The 15,406-nt window shown below is 64.6% G+C and carries 16 protein-coding genes; 11 read left to right on the top strand and 5 right to left on the bottom strand.

The features are described from left to right. Positions 1-52: 52 nt before the first annotated feature. A complete protein-coding gene (locus ACZ52D_RS11155; protein WP_222454969.1) occupies positions 53-430 on the bottom strand; it encodes a DUF2237 family protein in 378 nt (125 codons plus the stop codon). A gap of 196 nt (positions 431-626) precedes the next feature. Beyond that, complete coding sequence (gene ychF, locus ACZ52D_RS11160; RefSeq protein WP_369926816.1) at positions 627-1,724, bottom strand: redox-regulated ATPase YchF; 1,098 nt, start codon at positions 1,722-1,724, stop codon at positions 627-629. A 225-nt stretch (positions 1,725-1,949) separates the two neighbouring features. Between ychF and ACZ52D_RS11165 the strand changes: the two genes are divergently transcribed. From ACZ52D_RS11165 to ACZ52D_RS11200, 8 genes are all read left to right on the top strand, one after another. Then, positions 1,950-2,444 carry an acyloxyacyl hydrolase gene (locus ACZ52D_RS11165; protein WP_464441353.1) on the top strand — a complete coding sequence of 165 codons (495 nt, stop codon included), beginning with the start codon at positions 1,950-1,952 and terminating at the stop codon, positions 2,442-2,444. A gap of 82 nt (positions 2,445-2,526) precedes the next feature. Beyond that, a complete protein-coding gene (gene trpA, locus ACZ52D_RS11170) occupies positions 2,527-3,318 on the top strand; it encodes a tryptophan synthase subunit alpha (protein ID WP_464441354.1) in 792 nt (263 codons plus the stop codon). Between the two features lie 26 nt (positions 3,319-3,344). Then, the gene (locus ACZ52D_RS11175; protein WP_464441355.1) at positions 3,345-4,139 is read left to right on the top strand and encodes a hypothetical protein; all 795 of its coding nucleotides are present in this window, start codon (positions 3,345-3,347) and stop codon (positions 4,137-4,139) included. A gap of 145 nt (positions 4,140-4,284) precedes the next feature. Beyond that, positions 4,285-5,451: an alpha-hydroxy acid oxidase gene (locus ACZ52D_RS11180; protein WP_417472790.1), complete on the top strand. Its 1,167-nt coding sequence runs from the start codon at positions 4,285-4,287 to the stop codon at positions 5,449-5,451. A gap of 127 nt (positions 5,452-5,578) precedes the next feature. Further along, complete coding sequence (locus tag ACZ52D_RS11185; RefSeq protein WP_222454974.1) at positions 5,579-6,208, top strand: 50S ribosomal protein L25/general stress protein Ctc; 630 nt, start codon at positions 5,579-5,581, stop codon at positions 6,206-6,208. 158 nt (positions 6,209-6,366) lie between these two features. Then, positions 6,367-7,608 carry an NAD(P)/FAD-dependent oxidoreductase gene (locus ACZ52D_RS11190; RefSeq protein ID WP_464441356.1) on the top strand — a complete coding sequence of 414 codons (1,242 nt, stop codon included), beginning with the start codon at positions 6,367-6,369 and terminating at the stop codon, positions 7,606-7,608. Positions 7,609-7,685: 77 nt separating this feature from the next. Further along, a complete protein-coding gene (gene pth, locus ACZ52D_RS11195) occupies positions 7,686-8,384 on the top strand; it encodes an aminoacyl-tRNA hydrolase (protein WP_464441357.1) in 699 nt (232 codons plus the stop codon). A gap of 20 nt (positions 8,385-8,404) precedes the next feature. Continuing rightward, a complete protein-coding gene (locus ACZ52D_RS11200; protein WP_369926828.1) occupies positions 8,405-9,325 on the top strand; it encodes a nucleoside hydrolase in 921 nt (306 codons plus the stop codon). Positions 9,326-9,475: 150 nt separating this feature from the next. Here the strand turns inward: ACZ52D_RS11200 and ACZ52D_RS11205 are convergent, their stop codons facing one another. Genes ACZ52D_RS11205 through ACZ52D_RS11215 form a run of 3 tightly spaced genes read right to left on the bottom strand, consistent with a single transcriptional unit; the run spans position 9,476 to position 12,357 of the window. After that, positions 9,476-10,756, bottom strand: a complete 1,281-nt coding sequence (locus ACZ52D_RS11205; protein ID WP_464441358.1) for a TRAP transporter large permease — start codon at positions 10,754-10,756, stop codon at positions 9,476-9,478. Then, positions 10,753-11,316: a TRAP transporter small permease gene (locus ACZ52D_RS11210; protein ID WP_222454979.1), complete on the bottom strand. Its 564-nt coding sequence runs from the start codon at positions 11,314-11,316 to the stop codon at positions 10,753-10,755. The genes ACZ52D_RS11205 and ACZ52D_RS11210 overlap by 4 nt, the downstream gene beginning before the upstream one ends. Before the next feature lie 60 nt (positions 11,317-11,376). Next, on the bottom strand, positions 11,377-12,357 hold the full coding sequence (locus tag ACZ52D_RS11215) for a TRAP transporter substrate-binding protein (RefSeq protein ID WP_222454980.1): 981 nt from the start codon (positions 12,355-12,357) through the stop codon (positions 11,377-11,379). A 256-nt stretch (positions 12,358-12,613) separates the two neighbouring features. On the opposite strand from ACZ52D_RS11215, the gene ACZ52D_RS11220 reads away from it, so the two are divergent. The 3 genes from ACZ52D_RS11220 to ACZ52D_RS11230 are packed head-to-tail and all read left to right on the top strand — an operon-like array spanning position 12,614 to position 15,406. Next, on the top strand, positions 12,614-13,789 hold the full coding sequence (locus ACZ52D_RS11220; protein WP_464441359.1) for an L-rhamnonate dehydratase: 1,176 nt from the start codon (positions 12,614-12,616) through the stop codon (positions 13,787-13,789). Next, the gene (locus ACZ52D_RS11225; RefSeq protein WP_464441360.1) at positions 13,786-14,697 is read left to right on the top strand and encodes a dihydrodipicolinate synthase family protein; all 912 of its coding nucleotides are present in this window, start codon (positions 13,786-13,788) and stop codon (positions 14,695-14,697) included. Before ACZ52D_RS11220 ends, ACZ52D_RS11225 begins: the two co-directional genes overlap by 4 nt. A 1-nt stretch (position 14,698) precedes the next feature. Beyond that, positions 14,699-15,406 (top strand): GntR family transcriptional regulator, encoded by a 708-nt coding sequence (locus ACZ52D_RS11230; RefSeq protein ID WP_222454983.1) that lies wholly within the window; start codon positions 14,699-14,701, stop codon positions 15,404-15,406.

Here is a 15,406-nt window from a genome sequence, read left to right on the forward strand (position 1 = left end):
CTGGCTTGCATGTGCACTTACGGCAGTGCTGCCGACAGGTCAATGCAGCGGCTCAGGCCGGGTCGGCGGCATAGGATTGCAGGATGCGCATCGGCACGATGTCGAGCGCCCGCAAGTGGGTCGCCTCCAGGTTCACCTGCGGCGCGCAGCCCTCATCCGCTGCCTGCAGGAACCGCGCGGCACAGAGGCACCAGCGGTCGCCGGGTTTCAGCCCGGCGAAATTGAACTCGGGCCGCGGGGTCGACAGGTCGTTGCCGACATATTTGGAAAAGGCCAGAAATTCGGCCGTCATCACCACGCAGACGGTGTGGCTGCCCTGGTCCTCGGCGCAGGTGTTGCAATGGCCGTCGCGGAAAAAGCCGGTCAGCGGCGCGGTGGAGCAGGGGGCCAGCGGGCCACCCAGAACGTTGATGCTGGTCTCTTTTTGCATGATGCGGCCCCGTGATCTGCGGATGAGGATGACTCTAGCGCGATTGCTGGCGGACGCCCGGATTTTCCGCGCGCCGCCGCCATCATGGCAAAGCCGGGTCCGCGGTCAATCCCCGCTGAGGGTCGGTTGCGGGGCGCAAAAGAAAACCGCCTGCCAAGGGGTTGGCAGGCGGTGAGCTGTCACGTTTCGGGGCGCTTCAGGTGTTGAACAGGAAGTGCAGCACGTCGCCATCCTTGACGATGTAGCTCTTGCCTTCGGCGCGCATCTTGCCCGCTTCCTTGGCGCCCTGTTCGCCGTTGCAGGCGATGAAATCCTCATAGGCGATGGTCTCGGCGCGGATGAAACCCTTTTCGAAATCGCCGTGGATCACGCCTGCCGCCTGTGGTGCCGCGGTGCCCTGGCGGATGGTCCAGGCGCGGGCTTCCTTGGGCCCGACGGTGAAGTAGGTCTCAAGGTGCAACAGGTCGTAACCCGCGCGGATCAACCGATCGAGGCCCGCCTCTTCCAGCCCCATTTCCTCCAGGAACATCTGCGCTTCTTCCGGGTCGAGCTGGCTGATCTCTTCCTCGATCTGGGCGGAGATGATCACGTGGCTGTTGCCCTGCGCCGCCGCCATTTCGGCGACCTTGGCGGAATGCGCGTTGCCCTCCACCGATTCCGACTCGCCGACGTTGCAGACATAGAGCACCGGCTTGGTGGTCAGCAGCTGCAGCATCTTCCAGGCCTTGGCGTCTTCGGCGTCGACCTCGACCAGGCGGGCGGGTTTGCCATTTTCCAGCATCTCCTGCGCGGCGGCCAGCAGGCGGTCCTGCTGCTGCGCTTCCTTGTCATTGCCCTTCAGCTTGCGCACCAGGTTGGCGCGGCGCTTCTCGATGCTTTCGAGGTCGGCCAGCATCAGCTCGGTCTCGATCACCTCGGCATCAGCCACCGGGTCGACGCGGCCGTCCACATGGGTGACGTCGCCGTCTTCAAAGCAGCGCAGCACATGGGCGATCGCATCCGTTTCGCGGATGTTGGCGAGAAACTGGTTGCCGAGGCCCTCCCCCTTGGAGGCGCCTTTGACCAGACCCGCAATATCGACGAAGGTCATCCGGGTCGGGATGATCTGCTTGGACTTGGCGATTGCCGCCAGCTTGTCCAGCCTTGCGTCCGGCACCGCCACTTCGCCCACGTTGGGCTCGATGGTGCAGAACGGAAAGTTGGCCGCCTGCGCCGAGGCGGTTTTGGTCAGCGCGTTGAACAGCGTCGATTTACCCACGTTGGGCAGGCCGACGATTCCCATTTTAAAGCCCATACCGGCCTCCTGATACCACTTGGGAGCTGCTTCTAGGCAGCAATCGACGTGCGTGCAAGGCACCTGTGCCGGGCAGGTGTGCCACTTTTGCCATCTGTGCACCTGTTCACAGACAGCCTGCAGCGCAAAGCAGCATAGGGGGGTTCAGATATCGCAAGCAAAGCCGTATCTCTGGGCGGCGTAAAGCTGCCGACAAGCGGCATGTAATGATCGAGGGGCTTGATAATGAAAAAAGCGGCTGTGTTGGCGGCGGTCTTGTCGACCGCAGCTCTGCCTGTGGCGGCACAGGAAGTGACATTGGGCGTGGGGTACTCCGACTATCACCGCGAGATCGCCGAGGATGGCGCGATCGTCTCGCTGGAGTATCTGCACACGCCGTTTCACCAGCGTGGCCGACTGTCGGCGCGCTTTGGCGCGACGCTGGACGTGCAGGAGACCGGCGATGTCTTTGCCGGCGTGGGGATCAGCGGTGTGTATGATCTGAAGAACGACTGGTTCATCGAGACCAGCGTGATGCCCGGCGCCTACCACGATAACTCTCCGGAGAATGATCTGGGGTCGGCCTTCGAGATCCGCAGCCTGCTGGCGGTGGGCAAGCGGTTCCAGAATGGCAAGGCCGTGTCGCTGGCGATCAGCCACAAATCCAACGCCTCGACCGCTGACGAGAATCCCGGCGTCAACTCCTTGACGCTGCGCTGGCATATCCCGCTCGGCCGCTGAGAGCGCTAGCCAGGCTGCGCGGGATTGATTTCCCGCGCAACATTCGGCACACCGGGGCGGACAGATTTCAAAAGGCCCGCCCATGACCCGTATTGATGCCAAATTCGCCGAACTGAACGCCGTCGGCAAGAAAGCCTTTGTCACCTATGTGATGGCGGGCGATCCGGATTACGATACCTCGCTGGAGGTGGTGAAGGGGCTGCCGGGTGCCGGTGTCGACATCATCGAACTGGGCCTGCCCTTTACCGACCCGATGGCCGACGGCCCGACCATCCAGCTGGCCGGCCAGCGCGCCCTTGACGGCGGCATGACGCTGGAGCGCACGCTGCAGCTGGCGGCCGACTTCCGCAAGACCGACGACACCACCCCGATCGTGCTGATGGGCTACTACAACCCGATCTACAACCGCGGCGTGGACACATTCCTGGCGGATGCCAAGGCGGCCGGCATCGATGGTCTGATCGTGGTGGACCTGCCGCCCGAGGAAGACGAAGAGCTGTGCATTCCGGCGCAGAAGGCGGGGCTGAATTTCATCCGCCTGGCCACCCCGACTACCGACGACGCACGCCTGCCCAAGGTGCTGCAGAACACCTCCGGTTTTGTCTACTACGTCTCGATCACCGGCATCACCGGTGCCGCCGAGGCCGAGGCCGGTGACGTTGGTCCCGAGGTTGCCCGCATCAAGGCGGCCACTGATCTGCCGATCATCGTGGGCTTTGGCATCAACACGCCGGAGAAGGCGGAGAAGATCGCCTCGGTCGCCGATGGCGCGGTGGTGGGCAGCGCCATCGTGAGCCAGATCGCCTCCGGCAAGTCGACGGAAGAGGTGCTGGCTTTCGTGAAGTCGCTGGCTGACGGCGCGCACAGGGGCTGAGCACGGCAAACACCGCTTGGCGGGTATTGACCGCCAAGCGTTTCGTCCATTTCTTTACCGACAATTTTGGATCTTGCATGTTTAAGATGTATGCTCGCGCCACCCGCGTATTCTGCGCGAGCTTTCCGCTGTTTGCAGTGTTCGCGGCTTTGGCCGTAGCGCTTGATGTCATCTCCGAGATTACCGGGTCCAGCAGTGGTGTTTTAGTCGCAAGCCTTATGGTGTTTGGCTTTGTCAGCCTGTTCAGCCACCGTCTGCTGCTGAGCGGCCAAAAAGCGGCTGTTGCTGACGTGTTCAAACGGCAGCCGGTTGGACCGCTGGCAGGGGCGCAGAAGCCTTTCATGTTGCGATTGGTTGGCCTTTGGCTGGTCGGCTTTCTGGCCTGGGCGTTTTTCGCGTGGCTTCTCTATGGGATTGTTCCGGGGCCTAAGCGGACCCTTCCGATGGTTGTCATGATGCTCGGGATCCTTCCTGCGGGGCTGCTGATCTATGTTGTTCTGGCCTTGTTCGGCACGGCTTTGCCCGCGGCGGCGGCGCTGCAGGATGCGCGGTTCTCTACGGCTTTGCAGCGTGGCAAACAGTCCTTCTGGACGACACTGTTGCTGTTGCTGACAGGGAACGGGTTGTTCACCTTGGCCTCCTTCGCCGGTGTCATTCTGCTGGGAAACAGTCTGTGGGAAGATGCGCCCAGGGCCGTGACGCTGCTGCTCGATTTCCTTGTCCAGCTGGCTGCTTTGTTCAGCATTCACCTGACCGCAACAGCGCTGTGTATGGCATATGAGGCAGCAGAGCCGCAGGCAGCGGCCGAAGCCGTCGGCTGAAGGGGAAAGGGTGTTACTGCTGGGCAGCTGAGCCGCACCAATGGGTGCGGCTTTTTGCGTTTTCAGCCTGCGGCAAAGGCGCCGTTGATTTTGATCGCCGGGATTGGTAAAGAAATTTTACCAGATTAAGGCGGGAGAATGGCCGGTGCCGGTAATCACGAATATCAACGACCTCAAGCGCATCTATGAACGCCGCGTGCCGCGGATGTTCTACGACTATGCCGAAAGCGGCAGCTGGACCGAGCAGACCTTCCGCGAGAACACCTCGGATTTCGAGAAGATCCGCCTACGCCAGCGGGTTGCGGTGGACATGTCCGGACGCTCGACCGCGAGCCAGATGATCGGTCAGGACGTGGCGATGCCGGTGGCCTTGGCGCCAGTGGGGCTGACGGGCATGCAGCACGCCGACGGCGAAATCAAGGCGGCGAAGGCGGCGGAAGCGTTCGGCGTGCCCTTCACCCTGTCGACCATGTCGATCAACTCGATCGAGGAGGTGGCCGAGGCGACCTCCAAGCCTTTCTGGTTCCAGCTTTATACCATGAAGGACGAGGATTATATCCGCCGCCTGATCCAGCGCGCCAAGGATGCGCAGTGCTCGGCGCTGGTGATCACGCTGGACCTGCAGATCCTCGGCCAGCGCCACAAGGACCTGAAGAACGGCCTGTCGGCGCCGCCGAAGCTGACGCCGAAAACCATTGCCAACCTGATGACCAAATGGGCCTGGGGCATCGAGATGCTGGGCGCCAAGCGGCGCAACTTCGGCAATATCGTCGGCCACGTGAAGGGCGTCTCCGACACCTCGCAGCTGGGCGCCTGGACGGCCGAGCAGTTCGACCCCTCGCTGGACTGGGGCAAGGTCGAAAAGCTGATGGAGATGTGGGGCGGCAAGGTGATCCTGAAGGGGATTCTGGATGCCGAGGACGCGCGCATGGCCGCCAAGCTGGGCGCGGATGCCATCGTGGTGTCGAACCACGGCGGGCGGCAGCTGGACGGCGCGCTGAGTTCGATCCGCATGCTGCCGGAGATCGTCGATGCGGTCGGCGGCGACGTCGAGGTGCATCTGGACAGTGGCATCCGCTCCGGTCAGGACGTGCTGAAAGCGCTGGCTCTGGGGGCCACTGGCACCATGATCGGCCGGGCCTTTGTCTATGGCCTCGGCGCGATGGGGCAAAAGGGCGTCAGCACCGCGCTGGAGGTGATTCGCAAGGAGCTGGACACCACTATGGCGCTGTGTGGTGAACGCCGCGTGCAGGATCTCGGCCGCCATAACCTCCTGGTGCCGGAGGATTTCGGCGGGCGCTGGCAGCAATAATGCTGCTGCGGGGCAGGGCCGGAGGGCTTTGCCCCTTCCCAAAGCCTGCGTTCCGGTCTATAGGCACGGCTTCACGCGGGGTGACAGCCTTGGAGGCACCCCGCCCTAGACATATTGGAGAATAGACATGGCAAAAGAGATTCCTGATCTCGTAGCCGAAGTACGTGCGGGGACGGGCAAGGGCGCCGCTCGCGCAGCTCGCCGCGCAGGCATGGTTCCCGGCGTTGTGTACGGTGGTGACGTGGATCCGGTTGCGATCCAGATCCCGTTCAACGAGCTGCTGAAAAAGCTGAAAGCCGGCCAGTTCAAGTCCACCCTGTGGAACCTGAAAGTGGAAGGCCAGGACGACGTGCGCGTGATCTGCCGCGACGTTCAGCGTGACGTGGTCAAGGACCTGCCGACCCACTTCGACCTGATGCGCCTGCGCCGCACCTCGAAAATCAACCTGTTCATCCCGGTTGAGTTCGTGGGCGAAGAAGCCGCTCCCGGCATCAAGAAGGGTGGCGTTCTGACCGTCGTTCGCCCCGAGGTGGAACTGGTTGTGACCGCCGGTGACATTCCGGAGAAGATCACCGTCGACCTGACCGGCCTGAACATCGGCGATGTTATCACCATCTCCTCGATCGAGCTGCCGAACGGCACCAAGCCGACCATCGACCGCGACTTCGTGATTGCCAACATCTCCGCACCTGCGGGCCTGGCCGCTTCCGATGACGAGGAAGCCGAAGGCGAAGAAGGCGAAGCCGCCGAAGCATAAGCATCGCACCCTGGTATCAGGGTCTGCTGCACGGGCTCCCGTTTCGGGAGCCCGTTTTTTTATGCGCATTTGGCGGCCCGGCGTCGCGGCAATTGACATTCTCCCGCGGCGCTGTCCCTCTGGCGCCGGATGTCAGCATTTTTTCTTCGGGGGCAGGGATGGCGGATTACGACATGGTGATTGCCGGCGCCGGGATCATCGGCGTTTCCTGTGCGCTCTGGGCGCGCATGCGGGGCTTGCGGGTGCTTCTGGCGGATCCGAACCCGCCGGGCAGTGGCACCAGCTCCGGCAATGCCTGCACGTTGGCGACCTATGCCTGTCTGCCGGTGAATGATCCCTCGGTGCTGCGCAGCCTGCCCAGCCTGATGCTGTCCGGCGACAGCCCGCTGGGGGTCTCCTACGCCCACGCGCTGAAGAACCCGCGCTGGATGCTGGCGTTCCTGGCCAATTGCCGCGCTGCGCCGTCGGCGCGGATTGCCGGGTACCTGGCGGCGCTGATGGCGCAGGCCGACGACGGCCTCGACCCGCTGATCGAGGCGGCGGGCGCGCAGGATCTGGTGGAAGCGCGCGGCCAGCTGAACATCTGGTCCACCGCCGCCGGGGCCGCCGCCGCCGAAGCCGGACTGCAACGTCGGCGCGCGTTGGGGGTTGCTTGGCGAGAGGTCTCGCCGCGCGAGGCCCAGGCGATGGAGCCGGGTTTGAAATTGCCGATCCAGCGCGCCGTGCATTTCCACCAGGCCCGCCATCTGCGCAACCCGCAGGCGCTGATTGCGCGGATGCACCAGAGGTTCAGCGACCTCGGCGGCAGCAGCATGACGGCGCCGGTCGAGGCTGTTCAGGCCGGGCAGGACCGGGTGACGGTGACGGTGGACGGCCAGCGCCTGAGCGCCGATCACGCGGTGATCGCGGCCGGAGCCTATTCCGGCCGCATCCCCGGCGCGGGCACTGCCGATCTGCCGCTGGGCACCGAGCGGGGCTATCACCTGATGTTTCAAGGCGAAGCGCACAGGGTGACCCGCCCGGTCGGCTGGGCCGAGGGCGGCTTTTACGCGGTGCCGCACGCCGACGGGCTGCGGCTGGCGGGCACGGTGGAGATTGCGGGCCTCGATGCGCCGGTCAACCGGCAGCGGCTCGACTACCTCGCGCGTCGCGGGGCAGAGATGCTGGGACCGCTGCCTGCGCCCTCCAGCGAGTGGCTGGGCCGCCGCCCGACGATGCCGGATTCGCTGCCGGTGCTGGGCCACAGCGCGCAGTCGCCGCGGCTGCTCTACGCCTTTGGCCACCAGCACGTGGGGCTGACGCTGGGCGGGCTGACCGGGCGGCTGATAACGGACCTTGCGCAGGGGCGCGATCCGGGGCTGGATCTGGCGCCCTTTGCCGCCAGCCGCCGCTACGCCTGATCCACCGTCAGCTCTGGATTTCGCGGGCCAGATAGGGCATCACCTTGGGTCACGGAAAACACAAGCGGGCAGACCCCATGAAACTCTTTGTCGGCCTTGGCAATCCCGGCCCGAAATACGAACGCAACCGCCACAATATCGGCTTCATGGCGCTGGACCGGATCGCCTCCGATCACGGCTTCAGCCCGTGGAAGGCCAAGTTCCAGGCGCTGGTCTGCGAGGGCAGCCTCGGCGGCGAGAAGGTGCTGCTGCTGAAGCCGCAGACCTTCATGAACCTCTCCGGCCAGTCGGTGGGCGAGGCGATGCGGTTCTACAAGCTGACGCCGGCCGATGTGACGGTGCTGCATGACGAGCTGGATCTGGCGCCGGGCAAGGCGCGGATCAAGCAGGGCGGCGGCCATGCGGGCCACAACGGGCTGCGCTCGATCCATTCGCACATCGGGGCGGATTATGGCCGGGTGCGGCTGGGCATCGGCCATCCGGGCCACAAGGACGCGGTCGCGGGCTACGTGCTGCGCGATTTCCCCAAGGCGGACGAAGGCTGGCTGGACGATCTGATGCGCGGCATCTCCGACGGCGCGGCAGAGCTGGCCCGCGGCGACGGCGGCAAGTTCATGAACGCGGTGGCGCTGCGGGTGGCCCCGCCGCGCAGTTCCACCACCAGGCCCAAGGGCGAGGCCAAGGCTGGCGGCACTGGCAGCGCCAAACCCGCCAAGGAAGAGCCCGCTGCCGACACCCGCTCCGCGATGGAGCGGCTGCTGGACAAATTCAAGTGACACGCCAGGAGGCACCACAGATGGTTAAGCTGATTATCGACACCGATCCGGGCATCGACGATGCCATGGCGATCTTCTATGCCGTCGCGGCGCCGGATATCGAGCTTTTGGGGCTGACCACGATCTTCGGCAATGTGACCACGCCGATGGCGACCCGCAACGCGCTGCGCCTGCTGGAGGCCGCGGGGCTGGATGCGCCGGTGGCGCAAGGCGCGGAGGCACCGCTGGTGCTGCCGCCCTTTACCCCCTCGGCGCATGTGCACGGGGCCGAAGGTTTCGGCGACATTCCGGCGGCCGACCCCAAGGCCAAGCCGCTGGAGGAGGACGCCGCCGATTTCCTGTGCCGCATGGCGCGCGAGCACAAGGGCGAGCTGGTGGTCTGCCCGGTCGGCCCGCTGACCAACATCGCCCTGGCGATGCAGCGCGATCCTGATTTCATCGAGAACGTCAAAAGCATCGTCATCATGGGCGGCTCGCTGGAGGAGGGCGGCAACATCACCCCCCACGCCGAGGCCAATATCTACCACGATCCCCATGCGGCCGATGTGGTCTGCACCGGCGGCGACAAGGTGGTCTTTGTCGGGCTGGACGTCACCCACCGCATTCTCTGCGTGCCCGAGGATTTCGCCGCCATCGCCGCCAGGTCGCCGCGTCTGGGTGGCATGCTGCAGGAGATGTCGCATTTCTACATCAAGTTCTACCTTGAGGTCGCAGGTCTGAACGGCTGCTCGCTGCACGATCCGGCAGCGGTGATCGCCTGCACCCACCCGGAGCTGTTCGGCAAGCGCCAGCTGCCGCTGCGCGTCTCCTGCGAGGGGGAGACCTCGGGCGCGACCCTGGCCGCCGAAGACAGCGGCCGCGCGCCGGTCAACGTCTGCATGACAGTCGAGGCGGATGCGGTGAAAAACCTGTTCCTGGAACGGCTGGCACTGCTGCCCTGAGCGGCGTCCCAATGGCAGGACATCCGTGTGGCCTTGACCTGCGCGGATGCTCCGGGCTGAACAGAAAATGCCCTGCCGGTCCGCGTTGGCACGGGCTGGCAGGGCGAGGGTCTGCGGGCCGCCCGATCGAGGCCGCCCGCGACAGGGAGGTCAGTCAAGGTAGCCGGTCAGCGCCAGCGAGACCTCGGGCACATAGGTGACCAGCAAAAGGATCACCGCCAGCACGCCGATGAACGGCAGGTTGGTGCGCGAGGTTTCCCAGATCCCCGCCTTGGCAATCGAGCAGGAGGTGATCAGCACCGAGGCAACCGGCGGCGTCTGCTGGCCGATGGCGAGGTTCAGCGTCACCATGATGCCGAAGTGGATCGGGTCGATCCCCACCGCGTTGACCAGCGGCATCACCACCGGCACCACCAGGATGATCGCCGCCGCACCGTGCAGGAACATGCCCAGCACCAGCAGCAGCAGGTTCAGCAGTGCCAGCACGATCAGCGGGTTGGTGGTGACCTCGGTGATTTCCGCCGCCAGCGTCTGCGGCACCTGCGCCTGGGTCAGGAACAGCCCCAGCGCCGCCGAGGTGGAGACCAGCAGCATCACGATGCCGGTCTGGCTGACGCCCTCCAGCATGGTCTTGCGCAGGCGCGAGACGTCAAGGTCGCGGTAGACGAACAGGCCGATCACCAGCGCTGCCAGAACCGCAAGTCCTGCGCCCTCGGTCGCGGTGACGAGGCCGGAGAAGATGCCGCCGAGGATGATGACCGGCATGGTCAGCGCCCAGAAGGCTTCCTTGAAGGTCTTCCAGACGTAGCCGAGGTCGAAACCTTCGGCGCGGGGCAGGTCATAGCGCACCGCCAGCACCCAGGTGACCAGCATCAGCAGGAAGGCGCCCAACAGGCCCGGCACCACGCCGGCCACGAACAGCTTGATCACCGAGGTCTCGGCGATGGCGCCATAGAGGATCATCGGGATCGACGGCGGGATGATGATGGCCAGCGAGGCGGAGGAGGAGGTGATCGCGGCTGCGAGCGTGCGCGAATAGCCGCGCCGCTTCATCTCGGGGATCAGTACGGTGCCGGTGGCGGCCACGTCTGCCACCGCCGAGCCGGAGATCTCGGCAAAGACCATCGACACGCCGATGTTGACCATGCCGAGGCCGCCGCGGATGAAGCCGATCAGCGCGGTGACGAAGTTGATGAGCCGCAGCGAGATGCCGGAGGTGTTCATCAGGTTGCCCGCGAGGATGAACAGCGGGATCGCGATCAGCGGAAAGGAGGTGGAGCCGGAGTAGAGCTTGATCACCATGTCGTTGAGCGCATCCGGCCCGGAGGTGAGCAGGAAGCCCCCCATCGACACCACGCCGATGGCCACCGCGATCGGCACGTTGATGAGGATCAGCGTGATCAGGGCACTCGTGGTCAAAAGCAGGATCATTTCAGGCCTTCCTTCTGGGCAAGTGCGGCGGTTTCGGCCTCGGCCTCGGCGATGGCCTGCTCGATCTCGGCGTGCTCGGGGTCGATGCCGTCAGCCGCGGCGCGCAGGGCGCGGGGCAGGGTCAGCAGGGTGCCGAGGATCATGATGACGGAGGCAATCGGGATCACCGATTGCACGATGTCCAGCGTCATCCAGCGCAAGGACAGCAGCGAGTCCCATTTCGCCACCGCCAGCACCGCGTTGCCGTACCAGGCGACGACGGCGAAATAGGTGATGACCAGCAGTTCGGAAAACAGCGCCAGCGCCACCGCCAGATGCCGTGGCAGCGCGGTGACGATGCCGGAGAACCCCATGTGCTGGCGCAGAAACACCGCATAGGCGGCGCCAAAATAGGTCAGCCAGGCCAGCAGCACGCTGGCAATTTCATCATACCATGCGGGGGATGCCCCGAGATAGCGCATGGTGGTCGCGTAAACGACGGACACTGCCAGGATCACCAGCAGCAACAGGCAAATCGTCTCGATGGCTCGTAAAAGTATGCGCTCGATCAGTGCGATCATGCCCACCTCCAGTCTTGTAGTTGCCCCGGCCGGGCATGCCGGGCCGGGGCGTTGGATTTGTTACTTGGCCAGGTCCTGGGCGCGCTGCACCAGCGCATCGCCGCCGGGAACCTGGGTGGCGAAGGCCTCGTAGATCGGCGCGGAGGCGGCGATGAAGGCGGATTTGTCGGCCTCGTTCACCTCGACCCCGGCGGCGCGGACTTTCTCGACCAGTTCGTTGTCGGCGGTTTCCCCCTGGGCCAGCGCCCAGTCCTGCACCGAGGCGGCGACGTCGGACACGGCGGTCTGGACCTCGGCGGGCAGCTTGGCCCAGGTCTCGGCGCCGGTTGTCAGGTAGGTGGGCGAGTAGACGTGGCCGGTCAGGCTCAGGTAGCCCTGCACCTCCTGGAAGTTGGCGCCGACGATGTTGGTCAGCGGGTTTTCCTGGCCGTCCATGGTGCCGGTCTGCAGCGCGACGAAGACCTCGGAGAAGGACATCGGGGTGGGGTTGGCGCCCCATTCCTTGAACATCGACACCCGCCATTCAGACGAGGGCGTGCGGATTTTCAGCCCTTCGAGGTCGGCCGGGGTGTTGATGGGGCGGGCACTGTTGGTGATCTGGCGAAAGCCGTTCTCCCAGGTCGACAGCACCTTCAGGCCTGCCTTCTCGGCCAGCGGCGCAAGATCGGTCTGAACGATCTCGGCGTCGATGGCTTTCAGATGGGCGCGGTCCTGCACCAGGAACGGCATGTCGAACAGGGCAAATTCCGGTGCCACGTTGGTCATGATCGAGGAGATCAGGGTGAAGTCGACGGTGCCCAGACGCAGCCGTTGCATCAGCTCCTTTTCGTTGCCGAGCTGGGCATCGGCGTAGAATTCCACCTTGTGCGCGTCCCCCAGGCGGTTTTGCAGCTCCTCGGCAAAGCGGGCGGCGCTTTTGCCCTGCAGGCTGTTCGAGGCGGCGCCGACGGCCACGATGTAAGTGTCCGCCGCGGCGGGCACGGCGATGGTCAGCGTCGCGGCGGCGAGGCTCGCGCTCAGGGTCTTCTTCAAGGTTTTCATGATGTCTCCTCCGGTGTGTTTGGAACGTCCTGCCGCATCCGCGACGCCGTCTTGGGGTGTTTGTACAGGGCAGACGCATCTGGCGGAAAGCCGCGTTTCTGCGCTGCGCCGCCTCCTCCTCGTTTTTTGGCGCTTTAGCATTTTGGCATTCCAAAATACCATTGCCATGTTACAACAGATGTCAACATGATTCGTGTCCCGGCCGGTGAGGCCCGGCCCCGGACGCGCCACCAAGTGAGAGAAAGAGGAGCCCTGAATGACCAAGATCAAATCTGTCCGAACCCGTGTTTGGAGCTGGAAGGGGCCGACGGTTCCGCCTGCCGGAAACTTCTGCACCAACGCCTCGGACGCGCTGTGGATCAAGGGCGACGCGATGGAGTCCTTTCGCTTTCACCAGTGGCTGACCTGCGAGGTGGAGACCGAGGATGGCACCATCGGCATCGGCAATGCGGCGCTGGCGCCGCGGGTGGTGAAACAGGCGATCGACGAATGGTATGCGCCGCTGGTGATCGGTGAGGATCCCTTTGACTACGCCTACCTGTGGGAAAAGATGTACCGTCGCAGCCATGCCTGGGGCCGCAAGGGCATCGGCATGACCGCGATCTCGGCGATCGACATCGCGATCTGGGACCTGATGGGCAAGCTGGTCGGCAAGCCGGTGTTCAAGCTCCTGGGCGGGCGTACCAAGGAAAAGATTCCGGTCTACTACTCCAAGCTCTACTCCGGCTCGGTTGACTCGATGCAGGCCGAGGCCGAGGAGGCGATGAAGAACGGCTACACCGGTTACAAGACCCGGTTCGGCTTTGGCCCCAAGGACGGCATGGCGGGCATGCGCGAGAACCTGAAGCGGGTCGAGGCGCTGCGCGAGGTCATCGGCTACGACAAGGACCTGATGCTGGAATGCTACATGGGCTGGAACCTGGACTACGCCAAGCGGATGCTGCCCAAGTTGGCCAAGTATGAACCGCGCTGGCTGGAGGAGCCGGTGATCGCTGATGACGTGGCGGGCTATGCCGAGCTGAACGCGATGAACATCGTGCCGATCTCGGGCGGCGAGCATGAATTCTCGGTCATCGGCTGCGCCGAGCTGATCAACCGCCGCGCCGTCAGCGTGCTGCAGTACGACACCAACCGCGTCGGCGGCATCACCGCGGCGCAGAAGATCAATGCCATCGCCGAGGCGGCGCAGATCCCGGTGATCCCGCACGCCGGGCAGATGCACAACTACCACCTGACCATGGCCAACGTGAACTGTCCGATCGCCGAATACTTCCCGGTGTTCGACGTCGAGGTCGGCAATGAACTGTTCTACTACATCTTCGAGGGCGACCCGGAGGCCGTGGACGGCTTCTTGCAGCTGGATGACGACAAGCCGGGCCTTGGCATCGAGATCACCGACAAACACCTGCACAACTTCGAGATCACAGAATGACCACATATTCCGGTATCTGGCCCGTCGCACCGACCCCGTTCAACCCGGACGGCACGGTGGATTACGAGGGCATGAAACGCGTCATCGACTGCATGGTCGATCAGGGCAGCGATGGCATCTGCATCCTGGCCAATTTCTCCGAGCAGTTCCTGATCACCGACGAGGAGCGCCGCAAGCTGACCGAGGTGTCGCTGGCGCATATGGCAGGTCGGCTGCCGGTGATCGTCACCATCAGCCACTATGCCACCCAGATCGCGGTGGCGCGGGCGCAGCATGCCAAGGATCATGGCGCGGCGATGGTAATGATGATGCCGCCCTACCACGGTGCGCTGCTGAAGGGCTCGGCCGAGCAGACGTACGAGCAGTTTGCCCGCGTGGGCGAAGTGGGCCTGCCGATCATGGTGCAGGATGCGCCCCTCTCCGGGGTTGATCTGCCGGTGCCGCTGCTGGTGCGGATGGCGCGCGAGATCGAGATGGTGAAGCTGTTCAAGATCGAATGCCCCCAGGCCGCGGCCAAGCTGCGCGATCTGGTGGCGGCGGGCGGCGATGCCATCGAAGGTCCGTTTGACGGCGAGGAGGCGATCACCCTGCTGGCGGATCTGGAGGCCGGTGCGACCGGTGCCATGACCAGCGCGATGATCCCCGATCAGATCAAGCCGGTGCTGGATCATTTCGCCGCCGGCGATCTGGATGCGGCCACCGCGGCCTATGCAAGGGTGCTGCCCGCGGTGAACCATGAAAACCGCCAATGCGGCTTCCGCTCTGCCAAGGCGGCGATGGTCGAGGGGGGCGTGATTGCCTCGGATTTCTGCCGCCACCCCATCGCGCCATTGCATTCGCAGGCAAAGGAGGCTCTTTTCCGACTGATCCGGCCGCTGGATCCGGTGGTGCTGAAATGGGGCAAATGACATGAGCAAGAAGGCTGAAATCTCCGACCTGGACACCAGTGAACTGGCCCTGGCGCGCCCGCGTGCCACGTTGGTCGAGATTGCGGCCGACAAGCTGCGCGAGCTGATCCTGCTGGAGAAGCTGCCCGCCGGGGCGCATATCTCGGAGCGCGATCTGGCGGCGGCGCTGGGCATCAGCCGCACGCCGCTGACCAAGGCGCTGACCATCCTCGAGCAGGACGGGCTGATCGAATACTCGGTCACCCGCCGCCCGCAGGTGGCCAATCCGCCGATCCGCGAGATCGAGGAAAACCTGGTCGTCATGGGTGCGCTGGAGGCGCTGGCGGGCGAGCTGGCCTGCGCCAGCATCACCGAAGAGGAGATCGCCAAGGTGATCGACTGCCAGCAGCGGATGGAGGCCGAGGACGGCAGCCTGACGCCGCTGGAATCCTTCCGGCTGGACATGGAGCTGCATGAGACCATCGTGCAGGCCAGCCGCAATGCGCCGCTGATCGACACCCATCAGAAATACAACGCGCGCCTGTGGCGGGCGCGTTTCCAGTCTTCGCAGCGCCAGTCCGGCCGCGAGCAGACCTTTGCCGAACACCGGGCAATCGTCGACGCGCTGAGCCGACGCGATGCCAAGACCACCTCAACCGCCCTGCGCCGCCATCTGGCCTCGGCTGTGACCAACATCAGAAATGCCCTGCGCGACGAGCGCCAGGGCTGA

The organism is Leisingera sp. S2M4, from assembly GCF_055398055.1.